Below are 20,869 nucleotides of genomic sequence, written 5' to 3' on the forward strand. Positions count from 1 at the left end.
GGGTCAGGTCAGGTAGGCGCCGGCCAGGTACATGTGCGCGCCGTTGGCGGCGGACAGCCCCTGCACCTTGCGGTTCTTGCCGTAGACCTGGCCCTCCCAGCCGGGGATCACGTTCGCCGCGCCGTCGTTGACCAGCGCGAGCGCGTCGCCGAAGAGCTTCTTCTGCTGCGCCTGGTCGGTGGTCGCGGTCGCCTGTGCGACCAGTTCGTCGAACTGCGGGTTCGTGAAGTGGGTGATGTTGAGGTCGCCGCCCTTGCCGTACAGCCGGGGCAGGGCCTGCGAGATGTGCAGCCGTGCCACGCTGATGCCGATCGCGGGCTTCTTCTTGAAGATGTCGGTGAAGAAGGTCGCGTGCGGCCAGGTGATCACGTTGGCGTTGATGCCGGCCGCTTCCGCGGTGCTCTTGAAGCTGACCGCGGTGTCGAGCTTGTCGCCCTCGTAGGCGTAGACGTCGAACCCGAAGGTGCCGCTGACGCCGGCCTCCTTCAGCAGCGCCTTGGCGCGGTCGGGGTCGTAGGGCCGCGGCTGCAGACCGGACGGGAAGAAGGGATCCGCCGGCGGGATCGGGATGTCCGGCGAGATGATGTCGATGCCGGGCGCCACGACCGACATGATCTTCTTGCGGTCGGCGGCGTACTGCATCGCCTGGATGATCTTCTGGTTGTTGAACGGAGCGGTGTCACCGAACATGGTCAGGCCGACCCAGCCGCCGTTCTTGAGCATGTACGGCTCGACGTTGCCCTTGAGCAGCAGCGTGTTGGCGCCGGTGATGTTGTCGACGACGTCCTGGCTGCCGGAGGTCACCGCCTGGAGGCGGGTGGCGTCCTCGGCGATCACCACGATCTGTACCGCGTCGAGGTAGGGCTTGCCGTCCTGCCAGTAGCCGTCGAAGCGGGCCAGGGAGGTCCGCGCCGCGGCGTCGAACCCGGTCAGCGTGAACGGCCCGGTGCCGTTGCCGGTCTTGAAGTCGGTCGTGCCGTCCTTGACGATGCTGAACCCGGCGGCCGAGACCAGCACCGGGATGAAGGCGTTGGGCTTCGTCAGCGTCAGCTTGACCGTGCTCGGGTCGGCCGCCACGATGCCGGAGGCCTGTAGGTAGGGGCCGATCTGCGCCAGGCCGACCGCGGCGAGCGCCGGGTCGAGGATCCGCTTGAACGAGTAGACGACGTCCTGCGCGGTGAGCGGGCTGCCGTCATGGAACTTCACACCCTGACGCAGCTTGAACGTCCACGTGAGCGCGTCCGGAGTCGACTCCCACTCGGTCGCGAGCGCGGGCGTGAGCTGGTAGTTCTCGTCGGCCCGGACCAGCGTGTCGTAGCAGTTGGTCGCGATCAGCAGCGGCATCGTGCCGCCGGCCTTGGCCGGGTCGGCGACCTGGGTCGCGTTGCCCGCGGCCACCGCCCAGCGCAGCGTGCCGCCCCGCTTGGGGGTGCCGGCGCCGCCGCTCGCCGACGACGACGGCGCGCCGTCGTCCCCGCACGCCGTGAGCCCGAAGAGTCCAGTTCCGAGCGCCGCGCCGGCGCCCGCCTTCAATAACGTCCGCCGATTGATCAGATTCGTCACGGGGGTCTCCGATCGTCTCAGTTCATGCGTTTGGTGGGTGCTGCGCGCAGGTCAGCCGGTCGCGTGCCGGACGAAGTCCTCGTCGACCGTGATGCCGAGACCGGGACCGTCCGGAACGGACATCCGCCCGGCCGCGAAGGTGAAGGACTCGCTCGCGAGCCGGGTGCGCATCGGGTTGTCGAACCGGTCCACCTCGAGCAGCGGAGCGTCCGGTCCGACCAGTTCGGACGGCTCGGGGATGAGGCTGATCGCCTGGAGGGTGGCGGCCAGCAGCACCGCGCCGCCCCAGGCGTGCGGCACGCACTGCCGGCCGCGCAGTGCCGCGAGGTCGGCGACGAAGAGCAGTTCGCCGATCCCGCCGCAGATCGCCACGTCGGGCTGGACGATGTCGACCGGCGTGCGGTTGAGGAAGGCGTCGAACGCGCCCCGCGTCTCCAGGCCCTCGGCCGCGGCGATGGCGATGTCGAGCCCGCCGAGGTGCTCGTAGCCCGGATACGTCAGGCCGCCGCGGTACCGGATGAGCGGCTCCTCGAGCCACCGGAAGCGGAGCTCGGCCAGGCCACGGGCGACCTCACGGGCGCGGGGGACGGCATAGGCGCCGTTGGCGTCGACCATGAGGTCGACCTCGTCACCCACCTCGCGGCGGACCGCGGCCAGGATCGGCAGTTCGCGCGAGGGTGCGAACCGCCCGATGCGGATCTTGCAGGCGGAGAAGCCGTCACGCACAGCCGCGGAGACCTCGTCCGGCCAGCTGCGCTCGGGATCGACGCCTTCCACGTAGCCGCCGCTGGAGGCGTAGCCGCGAACGCTGTCGCGCCGGCGGCCGCCGTAGAGCGCGGAGACGGGCACCCCGAGCCGGCGGGCCCGCAGGTCGTCGAGGGCGATCGCGATCGCGCTGAGCGCGAGCTGGTCAGCGGTCGCGATCCGAAGCTCGTCGAGGAGTGGGCGGGCGTCGGTGGCGTCGCGCCCGACGAGGAGTTCACCGATCTCCTCGATGGTCGCGGCGACCCCCGCGCGGGCGTAGGTCTCGCCCCACCCGTCGAGACCGTCGCCGTCACGCAGCCGGACGAGGATGCTGCGGCGCTCGCGGTACGTGGCGCCGGACGGACCAGCCGCCGCTGCGACTGGCTGACTGAGCCGGAACACCTCGACCCGCTGGATCGCCATCTCCACGCTCCTCGTCGGCCAAGGCGCCGTGGCAGGCACCTTGATCGACGAGTATGTTCAGGGACCTTCGAGGTGTCAATAGATTTTCGAATCTCAGCGATGATCTGTTACTTCACCGGCCACATTCGCGGAAGGGCGGCAGCCGCTTTTATACCGTTTTGCGGGCTTTTGAGAAGTACGGCGGGGTCGGATACGCGACGGCGAGGGCGCCCGTACCCACGCGGCAGCGCGGGTACGGGCACCTCAAACCGGACACCGGCACCGTGCGGAGGCGGAACCGGAACTGCCCGAGTCGGGTTCGAAAACAAACTCTGATTTCGAGATTGTGCCGATGTCTCAAGATCCTCCTAGACTGTGCAACCATGCCACGCAGTGAAACCCGCGCGGAGCGCATCTACGCCAACCTCCGCGGCGACATCCTGACCGGGCGCCTGCTCCCAGGTCAGCGGCTGCCGTTCGCCGAACTCGGCGCTCGCTACAGCACGAGCGTGGGCGTCCTCCGCGAGGCGCTGTCCCGCCTGGTCGAGCAGGGTCTCGTGCTGTCGGAGCCGCAGCTGGGCTTCCGGGTCACGCCGGTGACCGAGGAGGACCTGCGCGACCTGACGAACACCCGCATCGATATCGAGACGCTGTGCCTGCGACACGCCATCACGCACGGTGATCTCGCCTGGGAGTCCCGCCTCGTCGCGGCGTACCACACCCTCGACCGCACGCCCGAGCTCGCCTCGACCCAGCCGCCGACCGTCAACGAGGACTGGGCCGCGGCCCACGCCGCTTTCCACGCGGCACTGCTCGACGGCTGCCCGAGCCGGCGGCTACGCGACATCGCCGCCTCGCTGCGCGACGCCTCCGAGCTCTACCGCCGCTGGTCACGCCACCTCGGCGGCGAGGACACCCGCGACATCGCCGGGGAGCACCGCGAGCTGCGCGACGCGGTCCTCGCCCGCGATGTCGAGAAGGCCGAGGCCGCACTGGCCCGGCACATCTCCTACACCACCCGGGCGCTGCTCGCCGAGGCGCCGGACGACCTCATGGCCTCCAACGACCCCGCGCCCGCCGGCACCTCGCGACCCTGACCCGCCGTCGCGGCGTTCGTCACCGCAGAGCCTCCGTCCAACGACCGGTCAGCTCGGCCACCCGGGCGGTGCCGGGGTGACCGGGAGTCCCGGGCATCGGGCTATCGGGAGGTGCCGCCGCTCGCAGCGGTGATGGGAAGTTCCACGCGCAGGCTGGTGCCCGCCCCGCGAGGGCTGTGGAGAACGATCCGGCCGCCGAGTGCCTCGACGCGGTCCTTGAGCCCGACCAGGCCGGTGCCGCCGGCGAAGTCGGCGCCGCCGATGCCGTCGTCGCGGACCGCGACGCGCAGGACGGCGTTGGCGGTGTCGGCCTCGACGGTGACCGTGACGGCCGAGGCGCACGCGTGTTTGGCCGCGTTGGTCAGCGCCTCGGCGACGACGTAGTACGCGCTGACCTCGATATGCTCGGGCGGCCGTCCCTCGGCGCGTATGTCGAGGTCGACCGGGATCGGTGAGCGGCGGGCGAGCACGCGCAGCGCGGCGCCGAGGCCGCCCTCGGTCAGGATGGCCGGGTGGATGCCACGCGCGATCTCGCGCAGCTCGTCCAGAGCGCCGGTCGCCCCCGCGACGGCGAGGTCGAGCTGCGCGCCGAGCGCGGGCGGCACGGCCTCCTGCGCCGCGCGCAGCTGCAGCGCCAGCGCGACCAGCCGCTGCTGGGCGCCGTCGTGCAGGTCCCGCTCGATACGTCGGCGGGTCTGGTCGGCGGTGGCGACGATCCGCGCGCGCGATGCGGTGAGCTCGGTCCGGCTGTCGGCGTTGGCGATGGCGGTGGCGATGAGCTCGGTGAAGTCGGCCAGCCGTTGCTCGGTGTCCTGGGGCAGCCGTTCGCGCCGCGACCCGACGCGCATGGCGCCCCAGACCCGGCCCTCGACCACGATCGGGTTGGCGACCGCGGATCGGAGTCCGGCGGCGATGTCCTCGGGCAGGCCCGCCGATGTCAGGTCGTCTGCCAGGTCGTCAGCGTCGCGGCGAGCCGCGCGGCCGGTGGCCTGGACCAACCCCATGGCCGAGTTGGGGTCGGGCTTGCCGCGCGAGCCCGGCTGGGAGCGGTCGAGGCCATGGCGTCCCATCACGGTCGTGTCCCCGTCCGGCTCGAACCGTACGATCGCTGTGCTGTCGGCACCGAAGAGCGCGCCGACCTCGTCGGCGACCGCGGCGAAGACGAGGTCGGGCCTGACCCCGCGGGCGACGAGTGTCGCCACCCGCCGCAGGGCCGTCTGCTCGTCGGCGATCTGACGGAACCCGGCGTAGAGGTGGGCGTTGTCCAGGGAGACGGCGAGCTGGCCGGCGATGAGCTTGACGCCGTCGAGCCGTTCGGTGGTGAAGGCGCCGCGGATGAGCCGGTTCTCGAGCAGCAGCACCGCCTGCAGCGTGCCGCGGCTGAGGATGGGCACGGCCAGCAGCGAGCAGCGGGTGACGTCGGTGAAGTACGGGTCGCGGGCGAAGCGCTCGTCGCGGGTGGCGTCGGCCACGACGAGCGGCGCACGCATCCGCCGGGCATACCGCAGCACGGACATCGGGACCGCGCGTTCGTGGCCGGTGCCGATGTCCGTGCTGACCGGGATGACGCCGCCGTCGCCGCCGGGCGCGGGCAGCAGCCAGGCCTGCCGGTCGTCGCTCCACAGCAGCAGGTGTACGTCGGTGGCACCGGTCATCGCGCTGAGCACGTGTGCGACACGCGAATGGAGCCCTTCGACGCTGGTCTCCGAGCTCAGCGCCTGCGACGCGGACAGGATGCCGAGCAGGTCGATCGTTCCGGTCGTGACAGTGGAGCGGCGATGGGAACGATCGCGGCTCTGGTCGGCGTGCGGTCGCAGGGTGGGGTAGGCCCAGTCGAGTTGGTCGACCTTCGCGGTCGCGCCCCATGCGAGGTACTCCTGGCGGGCCTCGGCGAGCAGGTCGTAGCCTGCCTGCTCGAGGCCGTGGGCGAGGTAGAAGCGGGCCGCGCGTTCGGTGATCAGGGCCCGATGCCATGGACGCTGACGCTGGGCGACCTCGCGCCGCGCGGCGTCGAAGCCGAGGGCGGCGACGTGGAAGTCGCCGACCGCCCAGGCCCGCTCCGCCTCGAGCAGCCGCAGCAGGTGATGGAAGTTCTCCGGCGCGTCCGCGGCGCGTGCGGCCAGCCACCGCGTCACCTCGTCCAGCTCGGACAGCAGACCGGCGCGCTCGCCATCGTGGCTGGACCGGGCCTGCCCGGCGAGGGCCAGCCCGTGCAGCAGGCGTGCCATGGCGGTCGCGTAGAAGCCCTGGTCAATAGCCGGTAGCAGCATCGCCGCCGCGGCGTGCCGCGCCAGGCCGGTCAGATCATCAAGGATGGCGGCGGCGATCGCGCTGGTGATCTGCACCTGGAGCAGCGCCTGCGGGTTGTCGGCGTACCGGTCGAAGGGGGCTGCCTCACCGGCCGCGGCAGAGCTTTCGCCGCGCAGCACGCCGGCCAGCCACCGGTATGCCTCGAGCCACTGGACGGTCTGCTCGCTGCCGGTGCGGTGCACGAATGCCAGCCCGGCCCCCAGCTGGGTGACGAAGTCGTCCAGCGATGGTGTGCATTCCAGCAGGCCCGTCGCGGTCGTGTAGTAGGTGTATCCGGCGTTGGCCAGGTCGCCACCGGCGATCAACCCTTCGCGGGCCCGCTGAGCTGCTTGGACACTGCTTTCGACCGGTTCGAACCAGAAGTTCAGCAACGCGAACAGGAAACGCGTGTGCGAGGTGGCGGGCTCGTAGCCGCGGGCTTCGCCCAGCGCCATCAACCGCCGCAGCATCCGGTATGTGGCGGCGTAGTCGCCGTGCATCGTCGTAGCGGCGAAGCCGGTTTGGTTCACCGCGCCGAGCAGGACAGGGGCGGGGCCGTGCTCGATCCAGATCCGCAGCGCTTCCAGGCTCAGCCAGCTGGCCGTGGTGTGATCGGCGCCGATGTAGGTCGACGGCAGGATCGCCTGGATCAGGCGGCTCGCGGCGAGCAGCGTCGGGTCGGTGATTTCCGGCCGGGTCAGCTCGTCGGTGTCGTCGGTATGGTCCAGCCACCGGTACATAGCGTTGAGGCGGTGGTCGATCTCCAGCTGGAGCCGTTCCGCGGCCGGCATGGCGATGCCCAGCTCACGCAGCGACTTCAGACCAAGCTCGATCGCCTCCGTGAAGCGGTTTCGGTGGGTGAGGCTGCGCACCTGTACCGCCGTGGCGTCGGCACGGTCGAGGGCGGTCGTGCACATCCCCTCGATCGTGCGGTACTCCTCGTCCGCCTCGTCCAGGCGTCCCATGCTGTACAGCGCGGCGTGGCGGCCGGTGTGCACCTCGCCGAGCGCGGCGGTCTCATCCGGGTCGATCAGCCGTAGCGCGGCGGCCAGCAGCGCGTTCACCAGCGCGTAGTTCCCGATCAGCCGCGCCTGGTCGGCGGCGCGGCGCAGCAGCCCCACCACCACCTGCCGCTCCGCGGGGTCGTCGACCGCGTCGACCACCGGCAGGTACTGCTCCGCCGCGACCGCGAACAGCTCCGGCACGACCGCCAGCCGCCGCGCCATCGCCAGCCGCAGGGTCCGGAGCCGCTGCGGGCCGAGCCCGCGCAGGGTCGCCTCGCGGATCCGGTCGTGGTGAAACCGCACCGCCTGACGCACCCCGGGCTCCACGACGAGCACACCGTCGTCGAGGGCGGGCGCCAGCCGCTGTTCCACCAGGTCCGCCGGCTCGGCGGTGGCGGTCTGCAACACGCCCAGCTCGACCCGCCCGCCAAGACCCGCCATCGCCTCCACCGTCTGCCGCGACGCCGGCGGCATAGCGGCGACCCGCGCCGCCAGCAGCCCGGCGACCTCGGACCGACCCAGATGGGCGCGCACGGCCGCCGCGTCCCAACGCCACCCGGCGGCCGTGGCGGTCAGCACGCCGTCGCGGCGCAGCGCGTTGAGCAACTCCACGATCTCGTACGGGTTGCCGGACGTGTACGGGTTGATCACGTCGACCAGGCCCTCCGCCGTGGCCCGGTCCGCGCGGAGCATCTCGGCAACCATGGTGACAGAGCCGGACACCGGGAGATTGGCCAGGCGTACGTGCCGTACTCCCGGCTGTTGACGCCATCGGGACAGCGGCGCCGCCAGCGACTGCGCCGCGTCCACGTCGGCTTCGCGGTACGCGCCCACGAGCAGCAGGCCGTCGATCTGCTCCTCACCGAACACGAGGTCGACGAAGCCGAGCGGCGTGCGACCGGCCCACTGCAGGTCGTCGACGAACATCACCACCGGCCGCTCTCGCGACACGACCGCGCGCAACACGTCCACACCCACTCGCTGCGCCCGAACCTGCGCGGTCAGCGGATCCCCCGCATCGGGCGGCACGGCCAGCAGCGCCGCGAACTCCGGCGTTATCGCAGTCGCCAGACCCGCGTTCGGGCCGAGCGCCTCCAAGATCCGTTCGCGAAGCTTGCCGAGGTCGCCCTCCGGCTCGGCCAGCAGCAGCCGGCCCAACGCCCGAAACGCCTGGCGGACCGCGTCGAACTCCAGATCCCGCCGGTACTGGTCGAACTTGCCTGCCATGAACCAGCCGTCGCTGCCCGTCACCACCGGCCGCAGCTCATCGACCAGCGCCGTCTTGCCCACCCCCGGCGACCCGCCGACCAGCACCCCCCGGCACCGGCCCGCCAGCGCATCCGCAAACGCCGCCGCCAGCGCCGCCACCTCGTCGTCGCGGCCCACCAGCCGCGACGGCGGCAACAGCCGCAGCGAGACATCATGCGCGCCGATCCGCAGGTCGGCGTCCCGCAACCGCTCCAGGTCGTAGACCACGCCGTCGGCCGTCTGGTACCGGTTGTCCGGTTCCTTCTCCAGCAGATGCATGACGATCTCGGACAACGGGCCCGGCACGGCCGGATTCACCTCGGCAGGCGGCACCGGCGTCCGAGCCAGATGATCATGCGTGAGCCGCAACGGGTCCCCGGAACCGAACGGCGGCTCGCCCGTCGCCAGTTCGTACAGCGTCGCACCCAATCCGTACAGGTCGGCGCGCTGGTCCACCGACCGGCCGGTACGCCCGGTCTGCTCCGGCGCCAGATACGCCAACGTCCCGACGATCTCGGTGTGATGCGTGAACTCGGGACGAAGCTCCGCCAACGACGAGGCCAACGCGAAGTCCACCAGGCACAGTGCGCCGTCGCGGGCGATCACGACGTTCGCCGGCGTGATGTCCCGGTGCATCACACCCCGCCGGTGCATCTCAGCCACCGCGTGGCCCAGGCCCACCGCAAGCCCGATCAGGTCGTCGACAGCCAGGGGTTTGGCCGAGCCGGCCAGGCAGGTGCCACCGACATCCTCTACCACGACCGCCCCCGGCCATTGCGGCGCCTCCACCAGTTGCGCGACGCCCGCGACGCCACGCAGCCGCTCCAGGATCGCCAGTTCGTGCCGCACGCGCCGCTGCGCATCCGGTCCCAGCGGTTCCTTGCGGATGACGGTGCGCCCAGCGAGAAACACCCGAGCAACGCGCGTGCGTTCGCTCTCGTGCAGTGTTTCGGTCCGAGCGGGTGGAACTCGGCCGGGCGGCACCTCGCCGACGCCCATCCGACACCTCCGCGGACGGTCGGATCTCATCTCATACCGTACTCAAGACTTGTTTGCGGGCGAAGGTGACTGTTCACGGCGCCACGCCCAGCGCTCGTGACCGGTCTGCCATCGAGCCGCCCGGCTGCTTGCGTCGTGCCCGCGACACATCAGCATGAGGACAGGGGGTGCTACCGGACCGAGCCGGCGATCATGCTGTGCAGGAAAAACCGTTGGAACAGGAAGAAGACCAGCAGCGGAACCGCCATCGACACGAGCGCACCGGGAGCGATGACGTCGATGTTGGAGGGGAACGACCGCATCTGCTCCTGGAGCACCGACGTGATCGGCGCATTGTCCGAGCGGGCGAAGACGAGGGCGACGATCAGGTCGTTCCACACCCACACGAACTGGAAGACCGCCAGCGACGCGAGCGCCGGCTTGCCCATTGGCAGCACGATCCGGCGGAAGATCGCGAACTCGCTGCCGCCGTCGATCCGCGCGGCCTCGATGAGGTCCGACGGGATTCCCACGTAGAAGTTGCGGAGGAGGAAGACGGCGAACGGCAGACCGAACGCGACGTGGAAGGCCACCACCGCGGGGATGGTGCCGGACAGACCGAGCAGCCGGAACAGCCGCGCGTCGGGGATGACCGCCATCTGCACCGGCACGGCGATCAGCCCGGCGAGCAGCAGCGTCACCGCGTGCCGGCCGCGGAATTCCAGCCACGCCAGCGGATACGCGGCGGCGGCGGCGATCGCCACCACGAGCACGGTCGACGGGACCGAGATGAGCACCGTGTTCCACAGGGCATGGATGATCCGGCCGTCGGCGACCAGGCCCTGGTAGTTGCGCAGCGTCAGCTGGGTCGGCGCGCCCAGGACCGTCCACCAGCCGGTGTCGCTGTTGTCGGCCGGGCTGCGCAGGCTGGCAACGGCGAGGCCGAGGGTCGGCACGAGCCACCACAGGCCGATGGCGACGAGGGCGACCTGGGCGGCACCACGGCCGAGCCGCCGCACGGCCCGGACCGTCAGGCTCACCCGGGGCCGGCCGGTCGGTTCGGTGCCGGCGGGCTGCAGCTCCGGCACGGCGACCGGGGTGAAGATGCTCAACGCTCGCTCCTTCGCAAGCGATGAATGTTGAACAGCACCCCGGGCAACGCGAGGACGAGCAGGAGCACGCCCAGGGCGCTGCCCCGGCCGACGTTGTCGAACGACGAACGCCACATCTCCAGCGCGAGTACCGACGCCGGACCCTGTGCCGATTCCGGGGCGACGACCAGCACCAGGTCGAACACCTTGAGCACGTTGACCGTGAGGGTCAGCAGGATGACCACCACGATCGGGCGCATCAGCGGCACGGTCACCTGCCGCAGGATCTGCCATTCGCCGGCGCCGTCGACCCGGGCGGCCTCGATGGTCTCCTTCGGGATCGCGGCCGATCCAACCGTGATAAGCACCATCGCGAAACCGGCCCAGATCCAGATGTACACACCGATCATCGCCGGGGTGACGAGTGACGGCCCGAGCCACGTCAGGCCGGCGAACGGCTCGGTGAAGTTACCGGCGGCGAGCCGCACGACGTAGCCCTGGCCGGTCAGCTGCGGCAGATTGAACGTACCGTCCGGCGCCGTCCGCGTCCGGGCGACCACCGCACCGTCGCGCAGGACCTCCACCTCGACCTCCGGCAGGCCGAGCTCACCGGCATCGACGGCGCCCGGCCGGCCACCGACCGCGGAGAAATCGGACCAGACCACACCGCGAATCCCTGATCCGGTGCTGCCGGCAGCGCCGGGGGCCGGCAGCGCCGACTTCGGCAGTTGCCCGGGAGCGAGCCCGAGCAGTGGCAACAGGACCGTCTCGCCGCCGGCGACGGTCCGGCTGGTCTGCAGTCCGCCGTCGCTCGGCACGAGCGCCTGGCCGTCGCGGGCCCGAGCGCCGTGGTACAGCGACGGCGGCTTGAAGACGTCGTGGACGCCGACGACGACCGCGTTGAGCACCCCCCGGTCGGGACTTTCGTCGTACACGAGCCGGAACGTGATCCCGGCGCAGACCAGCGAGATCGCCATCGGCATGAACAGCACGATCCGCAATGCGGTGGTGCGGCGGACCCGTTGCGCGAGGACCGCCACCATCAGCCCGACCGCGGTGATGAGATTCGGCGCGACGAGGATCCAGATGGCGTTGTTGAGCAGCGCTCGGCGAATGCGGGGTGCGGTGAAGATCTCGACGTAGTTGGCCGGCCCTACCAGGTCGCGGCCGGCCGCGTCGTGGAAGCTCCACCACACCGTCTGCCCGATCGGGTACATCACAAGGGTGACCACGAACAGGGCGGCGGGTGTGAGGAACCACGCGGCGGTGGAGACCCTGGCGGCGCGTGCCATCACATGTTCCCGTACGCGACGGCCGCGGCGGCCTCGAGCCGCGCCGCGACCGTGGCCGGGTCGGTCTTCGGTGCGGCGAGGTATTCCTGCAACAGCCGCCACATGCTCGCCCCGTTGCCGCCGCCGAAGCCGGTCGGGGTCAGGTCGGACAGATCGAACCGCAGCGTCGGCGCCCGCAGCAAGCTCTCGGCGAGCGACCTGGTGGTCGCGTCGGGATAGGCGGCGGCGTCCAGGTCGAGGTTGACCGACAGAAACCCGCCGTGGCGGGCCATGATCGCGGCGGCTTCCGGAGACGCCAGGTAGGCCAGGAGCGCCATCGTCACCGGCCGGTCGGTGAACGCGACGGCGGCGTCACCACCGGCGATGACCGCACCGCCGCTGCCGTCCACAGTCGGCCAGGCGAAGTACCGCGCGCCGGCACCGACGCGATACAGGCCGAGCTTGGCGATCTCGGTGGTGACGAAGTCCCCTTCGTACAGCATGCCCGCTCCGGGCCTGCGCCCGAAGACGTCGGCGACCGAGCGGGTGAACGTGGTCTGCAGCGCGCCGTCGGGGCCACCCTGCAGGAACCGCGGTGAGGCCCAGTACCGGCCCATGACCCGCAGCGTCTCCACCACCGTCGGATCGGTCCACGACAGCCGGCGCGTGGCCAGCCGGTCGTACGCCTCCGCGCCGGCGAGCTGCAGATAGACGTTCTCGAACCAGTCGGTGAGCGGCCAGCCGTCGGCGCCGGGCACCGCCATCGCCACCGTGCCGGAGTCGACGAGCGTCTGCGACACCTCCGTCAGCTCGTCGAGCGTCGCGGGTGGCTCGACACCCGCCGCACTGAACGCGTCGCTGCGGTACCAGATGACCGACTTGTTCGCGGCCTTGAAGTACACCCCGTAGAGCCGGCCGCCGACGCTGCCGAACCGCTGCCACTGCGGGGAGAAGTGAGCGCGGACCGCCTGCTCGGCGGCGCCGGTGATCGGTTTCGCCGCGCCGGTGGCCGCATACCGGGCGATCACCCCCGGCTGCGGGATCATGGCGACGTCGAACGGTGTCCCACCCCTGACACGCGCGGAAACCAGCACATCGAGGTCGCTGCCCCCGGAGGTGTACCGCACCCGCGCGCCGGTCTGCGTGCCGAACGCCCGCAGCACCCGCTCGAAGTTCGCCTGCTCGGCACCGGTCCAGCTGCCGGCGACCTCGACCGACTGCCCGGCGTACGGCTTGGCCGGCGTCTCGACGGCATCACAGCCGGCCAGCAGCAGCGTGGCGCACCACAGCCCGACGGCGGCGCTGCGGCCGGGCTGTCTCACCACCGGCTCACCACCGGCGCCTCACCACAGGCTCCGGCCGTTCTGGGCGTCGAACACCAGCATGTGCCGAGTGTCGACAGCGAGCATGATCGGTTCACCGGTGCCGGCGCTCGAGCAGCCGCTCACCCTCGCCACCACTGTGGGCGCGGGCAGTGCGCAGCCTTCACCGTCGGCCAGTTCCAGTTGGACGATCCGGTCCGGGCCTGCGGGGCGGACCAGCCGCACCACTCCATGCAGCACCAACGCCGCCGATCCCGCTGCGGCGGGCTGCCGTACCACGGCGTCCTGCAGGTGCTCGGGCCGGACCCCGACGACGATGGGCCGGCCGAGATACCGACGCAACAGCGGATGCTGCCGCAACAGTGCCGACACCGGCACCTGCTGGCCGCACACGGCGAGGACAGGGCATCCGAGGCGCTCGATGATCATCGCCGGTATCAGGTTGATCGTCGGCTCAGCCACTGCGAGCGGGTCAGCGTTCCGAACGAGCACATTGCTGGCATTCATCGGCCTTCCCTCATCGCATTCGGCGGTGTGTCACTCGAGTGTTGGGGCCCGGTGAGGGCGCGCACCAGAGGCAGCCGCCACGTGTAACCGTGTTGCAAGGCGTCTCACAAGATCACCGGATGAGCCGTTCCGGCACGCCACGCGACCAAGGCGTCGGCGCGGACGTGAACTTGTCGCCGCCACCGGGCGTTCAATCTGTCGATGGCCGGATGCCGCCGATCGGTACCCTGTGGCACTGCCCGTGGCGGCGACGCAGGGCATACGATCCGGACCCGATCTGCTGAACCCTCGCCGTTCCGGGAAGGAGACCGTGGCGCCGCAATCGGCGGGCACCGGCAGCACCGGCGACGCTGCGGTCAACCCGACTCTCCTCGCCGGATTCACCATCGCCGTGATCAGCCATCGTCGCCGGCACCGCCTCGCCGACCTGCTCGAACAGCACGGCGCCCGGATCGTGTCGGTCCAGGGCGTCCGCGCGGTGCCACAGCCGGACGTGGACGCGCTGCGCCGGGCCACGACCGCGGGTCTTGACAGGCCGCTCGCCGATGTGGTCGGCTCATCGGCCGCCGGCGTGCGGGTGTGGCTGCGCGCAGCACCCGATCCGAGTCGGCTGCTGGCGGCGCTCCGCTCCGCCCGCCTGCTGGCCGCCGACGCCCGGACCGCCGACGCCCTGCGTGCCAACGGTCTGCACGACGTGCTCACGACGGCGACCGGAACCGCCGAGGGGCTGTACCGGTACCTGCTGACCCACCAACCTGACGGGCGGCGCATCGCCGCCCAACTCGACACACCGGACCAGGCGGAGCACTGCCAGTCGTTACGACTGCGCGGCGCCGACGTGATCGAGGTCCCCACGTACGTCACCGAACCGCCGAACGATGTCGTCGGCGTGCGGCGCGTCGTCGAGCTGGTGAGTCGCCGCCAGGTCGACGCGGTCGCCTGGCTCGACCCGGTCGCAGCCGCTCACATCCTCCGTTTCGCCACGGACCACGGGCGGCTGCCGGCGGTGGTCGCCCAGCTCGGCGCACACGTCCCGACCGTCTGCCGCGGTCCGCTTGCCGCAGCGGTGCTCCGCAGGCACCACGTGGAGCCGGCGACACCGCCGATGCCGTTCGACGAGGAAACGGCCGCACTGCTGGCCAGGTCGGTCCTCGACCGGGCTGTGCACGCCACCGTCGGCGGCCGGGCACTGGAGGTGCGGGGGCACGCGGCACTGTTCGACGGAAGGCTCTACCCCATCCAGCAAGGACCCGTCGAGGTCCTGCGGGTTCTCGCCGCCGAGCCGGGCAAGGTGCTCTCCAGCGCGGACATCCGACGGCTCGTCCCCGGTCTGACCGACGTCGACGACCACGCGATCGAGATGGCGGTGTCCCGATTACGCCGGGCGATGCCGGATCCCGACCTTGTGCAGACGGTGATCAAGCGCGGATATCGGCTCGCCGCCTGAGCCGACCGGCGGGGCTACGGGTCACCGGCGCCGGCGTGCCGGCCGTGTGCCGCCGCCTCGCGCGCCCGTGCGGCGACGGCCCAGCGGGTCACCGCCGGAACCGCAAGGCCGGTGACAGCGATGACGGCGCCGAGCGCGACCCATGCGGCCGGGCCACCGGCGATGACGACGTTCATGAGGATGGGAGCGCCGATCTGCTGGAGACTGACGCCGAGCCAGAAGACCGACAGATATGCGCCGTGCTGCCCCTCCTTCGCCAGTTGGAAGGAGAGCCCCCATCCGCCCGAGGACTGGTACAACTCGCCGGCGGTGTGCGCCAGGATGCACAGCACGAGCAGCCCGACGGCCTGCGCGGCGGACAACCGAGGGAGCAGCGCGAGGAGCCCGCAGCACACCGCCAGCGAGATGCCGGCGCGGCGCAGGTGGACGGCCGCCCCGGCAGGGTGCTCCGATCCGCGGCTCGCCCGAACCTGAAGGACGACGGCCAGCACCGTGTTGAGGGCGAGCAGCGGAGCGACGACCGCCTTCGGGGCGTTCGAGTTGGTCACGATCCACAGCGGCATCCCGATGGCCAGCAGCGGCATGTGCAGTGTCAGGAGGGCGTTGAGCAGCGCGAGGGCGAAGTACGGACGATCCCTCAGCACGCGGAACGAGACCGTGCGCCGGATCGCGCTGCCGGCGGACGCCGCCACCCAGGGCAGCCTGGCCGCGACGATCGCGACACCCGCGTACGACACACCGTTGAGGACGAGGGCGCAGGAGTAGGCCGTGCGGGTGTCGAGCGCCAGCACGACGCCTCCCAGCATGGCTCCGACGGTGAAGCCGACGTTGCGCAACGACCGCATGACGGCCATGGTGCGAACGCGATCCTCCTCGGCCACGACCTGACCGACCAGCGCCTGCACGATCGGCGCCGCGGTCCGGTCGACCAGGGCCAGGGTGCACATGACGACGATGAAGCTCGCCGGGCCGGTGACAAACGCGTAGAGCGTGTAACACACCGCCCGCCAGACGCTGACGACGACGAGCACCCGCTTCGGCCCGAACCGGTCGGCGACACCGCCGACCGGGATGGCCGTCAGCAGGGCGATCGCTCCACCGAGCGATATGCCGAGCGTGACGGTGCTGATCGGGAGGCCGACGGAGCGGCTGAGAAAGATCGCGGAGACAGCGAGAAACACGCCCGTGCCCGTCGAGTCGACGAGCGCCATCAGCACGAGCCGCCGGCCGACACGTCCCGCCGGCAGCGCGCCGGCGGCCCGCGCCCACAGCCGCCGGCCGTTCGCCGGCGCCGCGAGCGGGACCGGCGGCTCCGGCTCCCCCGAGGACGGCGCGGCGGTCCTCCCGGTGGAGCCGCCGGACGCCGCGCGATTCGTCGACTCGATCATGCGTTGAGCGGGCGACGGGCCACGACCGCCGGATCCGACTCGAAGCGGACCAGTCCGACGGCACGCTCGCAGAGCGCCATCGCGGCGCGACCGTCCTCCCCGACTGCCAGCACGTAGCCGGATCGGTCCAACGAGCGCCGGACGGGCGGAACAGTGTCTCCGGACCGGACGGTCAGCTCGTGGCGCACCACCCCGGGAAGGTTGCTGATCAGCGATGCGCCGTGCACCGACGTCAGGACGCCGGGATCCGGGGTGAAGAACCGGATCGCCGCGCCGCAGCCGCCCGGAATCGCGGCGAGTGACATGGGCAACCCGGCGGCCCAGCGCACCGTCTGCTCGTACAGGTCCACACCGGTGACTCGCTGGACGAGGTCCGGAATGTAGTCACCACCGACCCGGGTGTGGGTCTCGATGATGCGGGGACCGGAGGGCGTCACCTTGACCTCCGTGTGGCTCGGGCCGCCATCGACGCCCAGGACGGTGAGCGCCTCCACGGTCAGCGCGACGATCGCGGCCCGATCGGGCTCCGCCAGGGCGGCCGGCACCGCATGGCCCAACTCGACGTATGCGGCCTGCTCCGCGCCGCCGATCAGGTGTTTCTCCGTCACGGCCAGCACCGTGTGCGCTCCGTCGACGGTGAAGCACTCCACCGAGTACTCGGGGCCGGTGAGATACTGCTCGACCAGGAAGCGCGGGGCCGGCGCGGCATCCGCGTCCGGAAAGGCCAGCACCATGTCGTCGGGGCCGTCGACGCGCCGCACCATCGCGCTGCCGACGCCGTCGACCGGCTTGACGATCACGGGGTATCCGTGCCGCTTCGCGAAGCGGTGCGCCTCGTCCGCCGAGACGCACTCCTGGGCCGCTACCTCCGACAGCCCGGCACGGGCCAGTGCCTCCCGCATCAGCGCCTTGTCCCGGGTGCGCCGGACGGCGTCGGCGTCGACGCCGCGGATGCCCAGCGCCGCGGCGATCGCCGCCGCCGGCTCCAGGCCGTACTCGGTCAGGGACACGCACGCGGAGAACGGTGCGAGCCGATGCGCCGCGGTCACGACGGGCAGCACCTGGTCGTCGGACAGGTCGTCGACGACGAGCGTCATCCGGGCGTGGCCGATGTGCTCCAGGCCGGCCCGGCGCTTCGTCGTGACGACGAAGGTCTCGACACCCAGTGCCCTCGCCCGGTCGGTCAGCTCGGCGGTCGGCGCGACGAGCAGGATCCGGGTCGGTGCGCCGGTCATCGCTCGTCACGGATCATGTCGACATACCGGGCCAGCCGCGTCTCGACCTCGGGCACCGAGGATCCGGTGGCGATCGCGTACGCGAGGCGTGCGTCGTTGTCGTTCACTGTCGACAGCGACACCGGTAGCCGGACCGTGCCGGTGTCGACGATGAGCGGATCGGTGACCGGCGGCATGGTGATCCTCTCGACCACGCCGGGGCGCTCGGGAACGAAGAACCGGACGCCGGCGAAGCGATCCGAGGAGTCGCCGGCGCCGAGGCGTTCGGCCGCCAGGCCGAGGTGGGCCATCACCTGCAACTCGGTCAGGTCGATGCCCCGTGCGGCCCGGGTGAGCTGGGCGATGCGGCCGCCCGCCGGCCGGGCGTTGATCTCGATCACCTTGATCGTCTCGCCGTCCAGCCGGAACTCGAGGTGGACGATCGTTCCGCGCAGCCCGAGCAGTTCGAGGACGTCGCGGAGCTCGTGCGTCACCCGCTCCTCGAGCGCCGGCGGGAGCGGGTACGGGAACAGGTGGCCGAGCTCGACGCGATGCGGCAGCGGGGAGAGATACGTCTTGGTCACGCCGACGAGGTGCCAGCGGGACCCGGCCACGTCCCACACCATCTCCGCGCTGTACTCGTCGCCGGGGACCACCTCCTCGATGACCAGATGGTCGATCCGGTAGGCACCGATCGAAATCTTGTTCCGCTGCGACCGGAGATCTGCGACCGCGTCCAGGAAGTCGGCCTCGTCGTCGCAGATGCGAACCCCGACGCTGCCGCTGCCGTCAGCGGGCTTGACGACGCACGGGTAGCCGATGTCGTTCTCGAACCCGCTGTCCAGCGCGTGCTTGCTGAACCGCACGTGATGCCGCGTGCCGCGCAGGCGCTCCCGCATCCGGTCCTTGAAGCGTACGTTGATCAATGCGTGATAGCTGGGCCCGGACTTGATCCCGAGGTGATCCGCGAGGATGGCCGCCTGGACGGCGCGGAAGTCGTCGAAGGCCATCACGGCCGCCGCCTTGCGGCCCGACCCGAACTGCAAGAGCTTCGTGATGTCGTAGGTGTCCACGATCGACACCTCGTCGGCCGCTTCGGCCGGATGGTCGGCCATACCGCTGTAGGCCTCGAGCGAGTTCGTCACGAAGTGACAGCGGTATCCCAGGCGACGTGCGGCACGCATCGCCATCACGCCGTTGCCCGCCTGGTTCGTCTCGATGAACAGGATCTCTTCGGCCACTTCGGGTCCCCTATCTGGTCAGAACCTTGACTGATGCCGCGGCGGCGGCCGCGCAGGCTTCCGCGGCCGGTGCCGTGGTGTCGACCGCCATCACATGACCGATGCGTTCCCAGGAGTTGCGGACCTCGGTGACCCGGTCACCGACGGCCACCGTGATCGAGCAGTCGACGACGCCTTGCCGTCCGTGGGCGATCTCGGCCCCGCGGATGTCCTCGACGATGCCGGGGGCGGCGGTGAGGAACCGGATCGCCGCGCCTCTGGACGGGTGCCGGGGAAGCGGCACCGGCTGTGCGCAGAGCAGGTGCAGCAGTGCCCTGGACAGGTCGATGCCGTAGGCGTGGTCGATCAGTTCGACGATGGAATCGCCAGGGAGGCGGCCCGCGCACTCCACCAGCACGGGGCCGCGAGCGGTGAGAATCCACTCCGCGTGCACGACTCCGGTGTCGTAGCCCACCGCCCTGACCAGGGTCCGGGTCGCGTCGACCAGGCTCGTGGCGCCGGGTCCGGGCAGTGTGGCCGGCACCACGTGGCCGAGCTCCACCGGATACCGCCCGCTCTGCACCGACTTGGCGGTGACGTTGGCAAAGACCGGTCGCCCCCGGTCGAGGAGGAGTTCGACGCTGTACTCGTCGCCGACGACCAGTTCCTCGACCATGAACCGCCACTCGGGCCTGTCGTCGGGCACCAGCGTGTCCTCGTCGGCGGCAACGGTCTCCGCCCAGGCAGCGTCCACGTCATCGCCGGGGCCGAGGATCTGCACGCCCAGGCTGGCCTGTCTGTTGGCCGGCTTCAGCACGACCCTTCCCGACTCACGGAGAAACGCCGCGACGTCGGCCGCGCAACGCACCTCGGCCCATCGGGGATTGGCGAGTCCGTTCGCCTGCGCACGCTCACGGAGCAACAGCTTGTCGCGGAGCACGCGCGCCGCGGGCACGCCGGCGCCCCTCAGCGACAGTCGCTGCGCGGCCTGGGCCGCCACGACGACGGTGTACTCGAGTCCGGGATACACCGCCGCGAACGCTGCCCGGTCGTGTTCGTCACGGATCGCCGCCAGAAAGTCGCCGGAGTCGACATAGCGCGCGGCCACGACGCCCTTGACCGCCGGGCAGCGACCCGCGCGCTCCGGCACCCGCTTTTTCCGGCAGACGTCCGGGTCGTCGAAGACGACCAGTTCGAGGTCCAGCTCGGCGGCGGAGCGGGACAGGGCCCGCACCCGGGCCTCGCTGAACCCGATCATCGCTACCCGCACCGGTCGCCCCCGACGAGGTGACGTTCGCCCGGCGACCCCTCGCTGTGCCGATGGGCAAGGCCGTCCAGGGCGGCGGGGCACGGGCAGCGGCGATCCTTCTCCAGGTCGGCGACCAGGTCCCGCAGGAGCGCGCGCAGGCGCTCGGTGTGCTCGGCGAACACGCGAAACACCTCGGCCTGGTTGACCGCCGTCGCGGCGTCCACACCGGCGTCCACATCGGTGACGAGCGCGATCGACGTGTAACACATCGCCAGCTCGCGGGCCAACACGGCTTCGGGCATCCCGGTCATGTTCACGAGCGCCCAGCCCTGGGTCGCGTACCACCGCGACTCGGCGCGGGTCGAGAACCGCGGTCCGTCGATCACCACCATCGTGCCGCCGTCGACGGCCGGCATCGCGGTTCGCTCGGCGGCCGCTCGGACGGCGGCCCGGCCGCTCGGGCAGTACGGATCGGCGAACGAGACGTGCGCGGCGCCCTCGTCGAAGTAGGTCCCCTGCCGGCCGCCGGTGCGGTCGACGATCTGGTCGGGAATCACCAGGCTGCCCGGTCCGAGGTCCGGTCGCAGCGAGCCCACCGCACACGGCGCGAGCACCTGCTGCACGCCGATCGAACGCAGCGCCCACATGTTGGCCCGGTAGTTGATCCGATGCGGCGGGAATCTGTGATCGCGGCCGTGCCGGGCGAGGAAGGCGACGTTCCGGCCCTGCACGCTGCCGACCCGCAACCGGTCCGACGGCGCTCCGTACGGTGTGTCGATCTCGACCTCGTGAAGGTCGTCCACGAAGTGGTAGAACCCGCTGCCCCCGACCACGG

The 20,869-nt window shown here is 71.2% G+C and carries 14 protein-coding genes; 2 read left to right on the forward strand and 12 right to left on the reverse strand.

The window, feature by feature from the left end:
- Window positions 1-3: 3 nt before the first annotated feature.
- Together Dfulv_RS32830 and Dfulv_RS32835 are read right to left on the reverse strand one after the other, a co-directional pair.
- On the reverse strand, window positions 4-1,563 hold the full coding sequence (locus Dfulv_RS32830; protein WP_259857689.1) for an ABC transporter substrate-binding protein: 1,560 nt from the start codon (window positions 1,561-1,563) through the stop codon (window positions 4-6).
- A 51-nt stretch (window positions 1,564-1,614) separates the two neighbouring features.
- Window positions 1,615-2,730, reverse strand: a complete 1,116-nt coding sequence (locus Dfulv_RS32835) for a mandelate racemase/muconate lactonizing enzyme family protein (RefSeq protein WP_259857690.1) — start codon at window positions 2,728-2,730, stop codon at window positions 1,615-1,617.
- Between the two features lie 362 nt (window positions 2,731-3,092).
- Between Dfulv_RS32835 and Dfulv_RS32840 the strand changes: the two genes are divergently transcribed.
- A complete protein-coding gene (locus Dfulv_RS32840; RefSeq protein ID WP_259857691.1) occupies window positions 3,093-3,806 on the forward strand; it encodes a GntR family transcriptional regulator in 714 nt (237 codons plus the stop codon).
- Between the two features lie 101 nt (window positions 3,807-3,907).
- Here the strand turns inward: Dfulv_RS32840 and Dfulv_RS48440 are convergent, their stop codons facing one another.
- The 5 genes from Dfulv_RS48440 to Dfulv_RS32870 all read right to left on the reverse strand — a co-directional run bounded on the left by Dfulv_RS48440 (window position 3,908) and on the right by Dfulv_RS32870 (window position 13,438).
- Window positions 3,908-9,196 (reverse strand): AAA family ATPase, encoded by a 5,289-nt coding sequence (locus tag Dfulv_RS48440; RefSeq protein WP_264675825.1) that lies wholly within the window; start codon window positions 9,194-9,196, stop codon window positions 3,908-3,910.
- A 320-nt stretch (window positions 9,197-9,516) separates the two neighbouring features.
- The gene (locus tag Dfulv_RS32855; RefSeq protein WP_259857692.1) at window positions 9,517-10,437 is read right to left on the reverse strand and encodes a carbohydrate ABC transporter permease; all 921 of its coding nucleotides are present in this window, start codon (window positions 10,435-10,437) and stop codon (window positions 9,517-9,519) included.
- Window positions 10,434-11,708 carry a carbohydrate ABC transporter permease gene (locus Dfulv_RS32860; protein WP_259857693.1) on the reverse strand — a complete coding sequence of 425 codons (1,275 nt, stop codon included), beginning with the start codon at window positions 11,706-11,708 and terminating at the stop codon, window positions 10,434-10,436. Before Dfulv_RS32860 ends, Dfulv_RS32855 begins: the two co-directional genes overlap by 4 nt.
- Window positions 11,708-13,012, reverse strand: coding sequence for an ABC transporter substrate-binding protein (locus tag Dfulv_RS32865; protein ID WP_259857694.1), 1,305 nt, complete (start codon window positions 13,010-13,012; stop codon window positions 11,708-11,710). Before Dfulv_RS32865 ends, Dfulv_RS32860 begins: the two co-directional genes overlap by 1 nt.
- 18 nt (window positions 13,013-13,030) lie before the next feature.
- Window positions 13,031-13,438, reverse strand: a complete 408-nt coding sequence (locus Dfulv_RS32870; RefSeq protein ID WP_259857695.1) for a TOBE domain-containing protein — start codon at window positions 13,436-13,438, stop codon at window positions 13,031-13,033.
- Between the two features lie 388 nt (window positions 13,439-13,826).
- On the opposite strand from Dfulv_RS32870, the gene Dfulv_RS32875 reads away from it, so the two are divergent.
- Window positions 13,827-14,963: a uroporphyrinogen-III synthase gene (locus Dfulv_RS32875; RefSeq protein ID WP_259857696.1), complete on the forward strand. Its 1,137-nt coding sequence runs from the start codon at window positions 13,827-13,829 to the stop codon at window positions 14,961-14,963.
- 14 nt (window positions 14,964-14,977) lie between these two features.
- On the opposite strand, the gene Dfulv_RS32880 is transcribed toward Dfulv_RS32875, so the two are convergent.
- The 5 genes from Dfulv_RS32880 to Dfulv_RS32900 are packed head-to-tail and all read right to left on the reverse strand — an operon-like array spanning window position 14,978 to window position 20,867.
- The gene (locus tag Dfulv_RS32880; protein WP_259857697.1) at window positions 14,978-16,351 is read right to left on the reverse strand and encodes an MFS transporter; all 1,374 of its coding nucleotides are present in this window, start codon (window positions 16,349-16,351) and stop codon (window positions 14,978-14,980) included.
- The gene (locus Dfulv_RS32885; protein WP_259857698.1) at window positions 16,348-17,586 is read right to left on the reverse strand and encodes an ATP-grasp domain-containing protein; all 1,239 of its coding nucleotides are present in this window, start codon (window positions 17,584-17,586) and stop codon (window positions 16,348-16,350) included. The genes Dfulv_RS32880 and Dfulv_RS32885 overlap by 4 nt, the downstream gene beginning before the upstream one ends.
- The gene (locus Dfulv_RS32890; RefSeq protein ID WP_259857699.1) at window positions 17,583-18,806 is read right to left on the reverse strand and encodes an ATP-grasp domain-containing protein; all 1,224 of its coding nucleotides are present in this window, start codon (window positions 18,804-18,806) and stop codon (window positions 17,583-17,585) included. The genes Dfulv_RS32885 and Dfulv_RS32890 overlap by 4 nt, the downstream gene beginning before the upstream one ends.
- Window positions 18,807-18,816: 10 nt before the next feature.
- A complete protein-coding gene (locus Dfulv_RS32895) occupies window positions 18,817-20,043 on the reverse strand; it encodes an ATP-grasp domain-containing protein (RefSeq protein WP_259857700.1) in 1,227 nt (408 codons plus the stop codon).
- A 2-nt stretch (window positions 20,044-20,045) separates the two neighbouring features.
- Entirely contained in the window at window positions 20,046-20,867 is an 822-nt protein-coding gene (locus tag Dfulv_RS32900) for an S-methyl-5'-thioadenosine phosphorylase (protein ID WP_259868532.1), read from the reverse strand.
- Window positions 20,868-20,869: the final 2 nt, after the last annotated feature.

The sequence above is a fragment of the Dactylosporangium fulvum genome, assembly GCF_025137375.1.
Taxonomy (GTDB): domain Bacteria; phylum Actinomycetota; class Actinomycetes; order Mycobacteriales; family Micromonosporaceae; genus Dactylosporangium; species Dactylosporangium fulvum.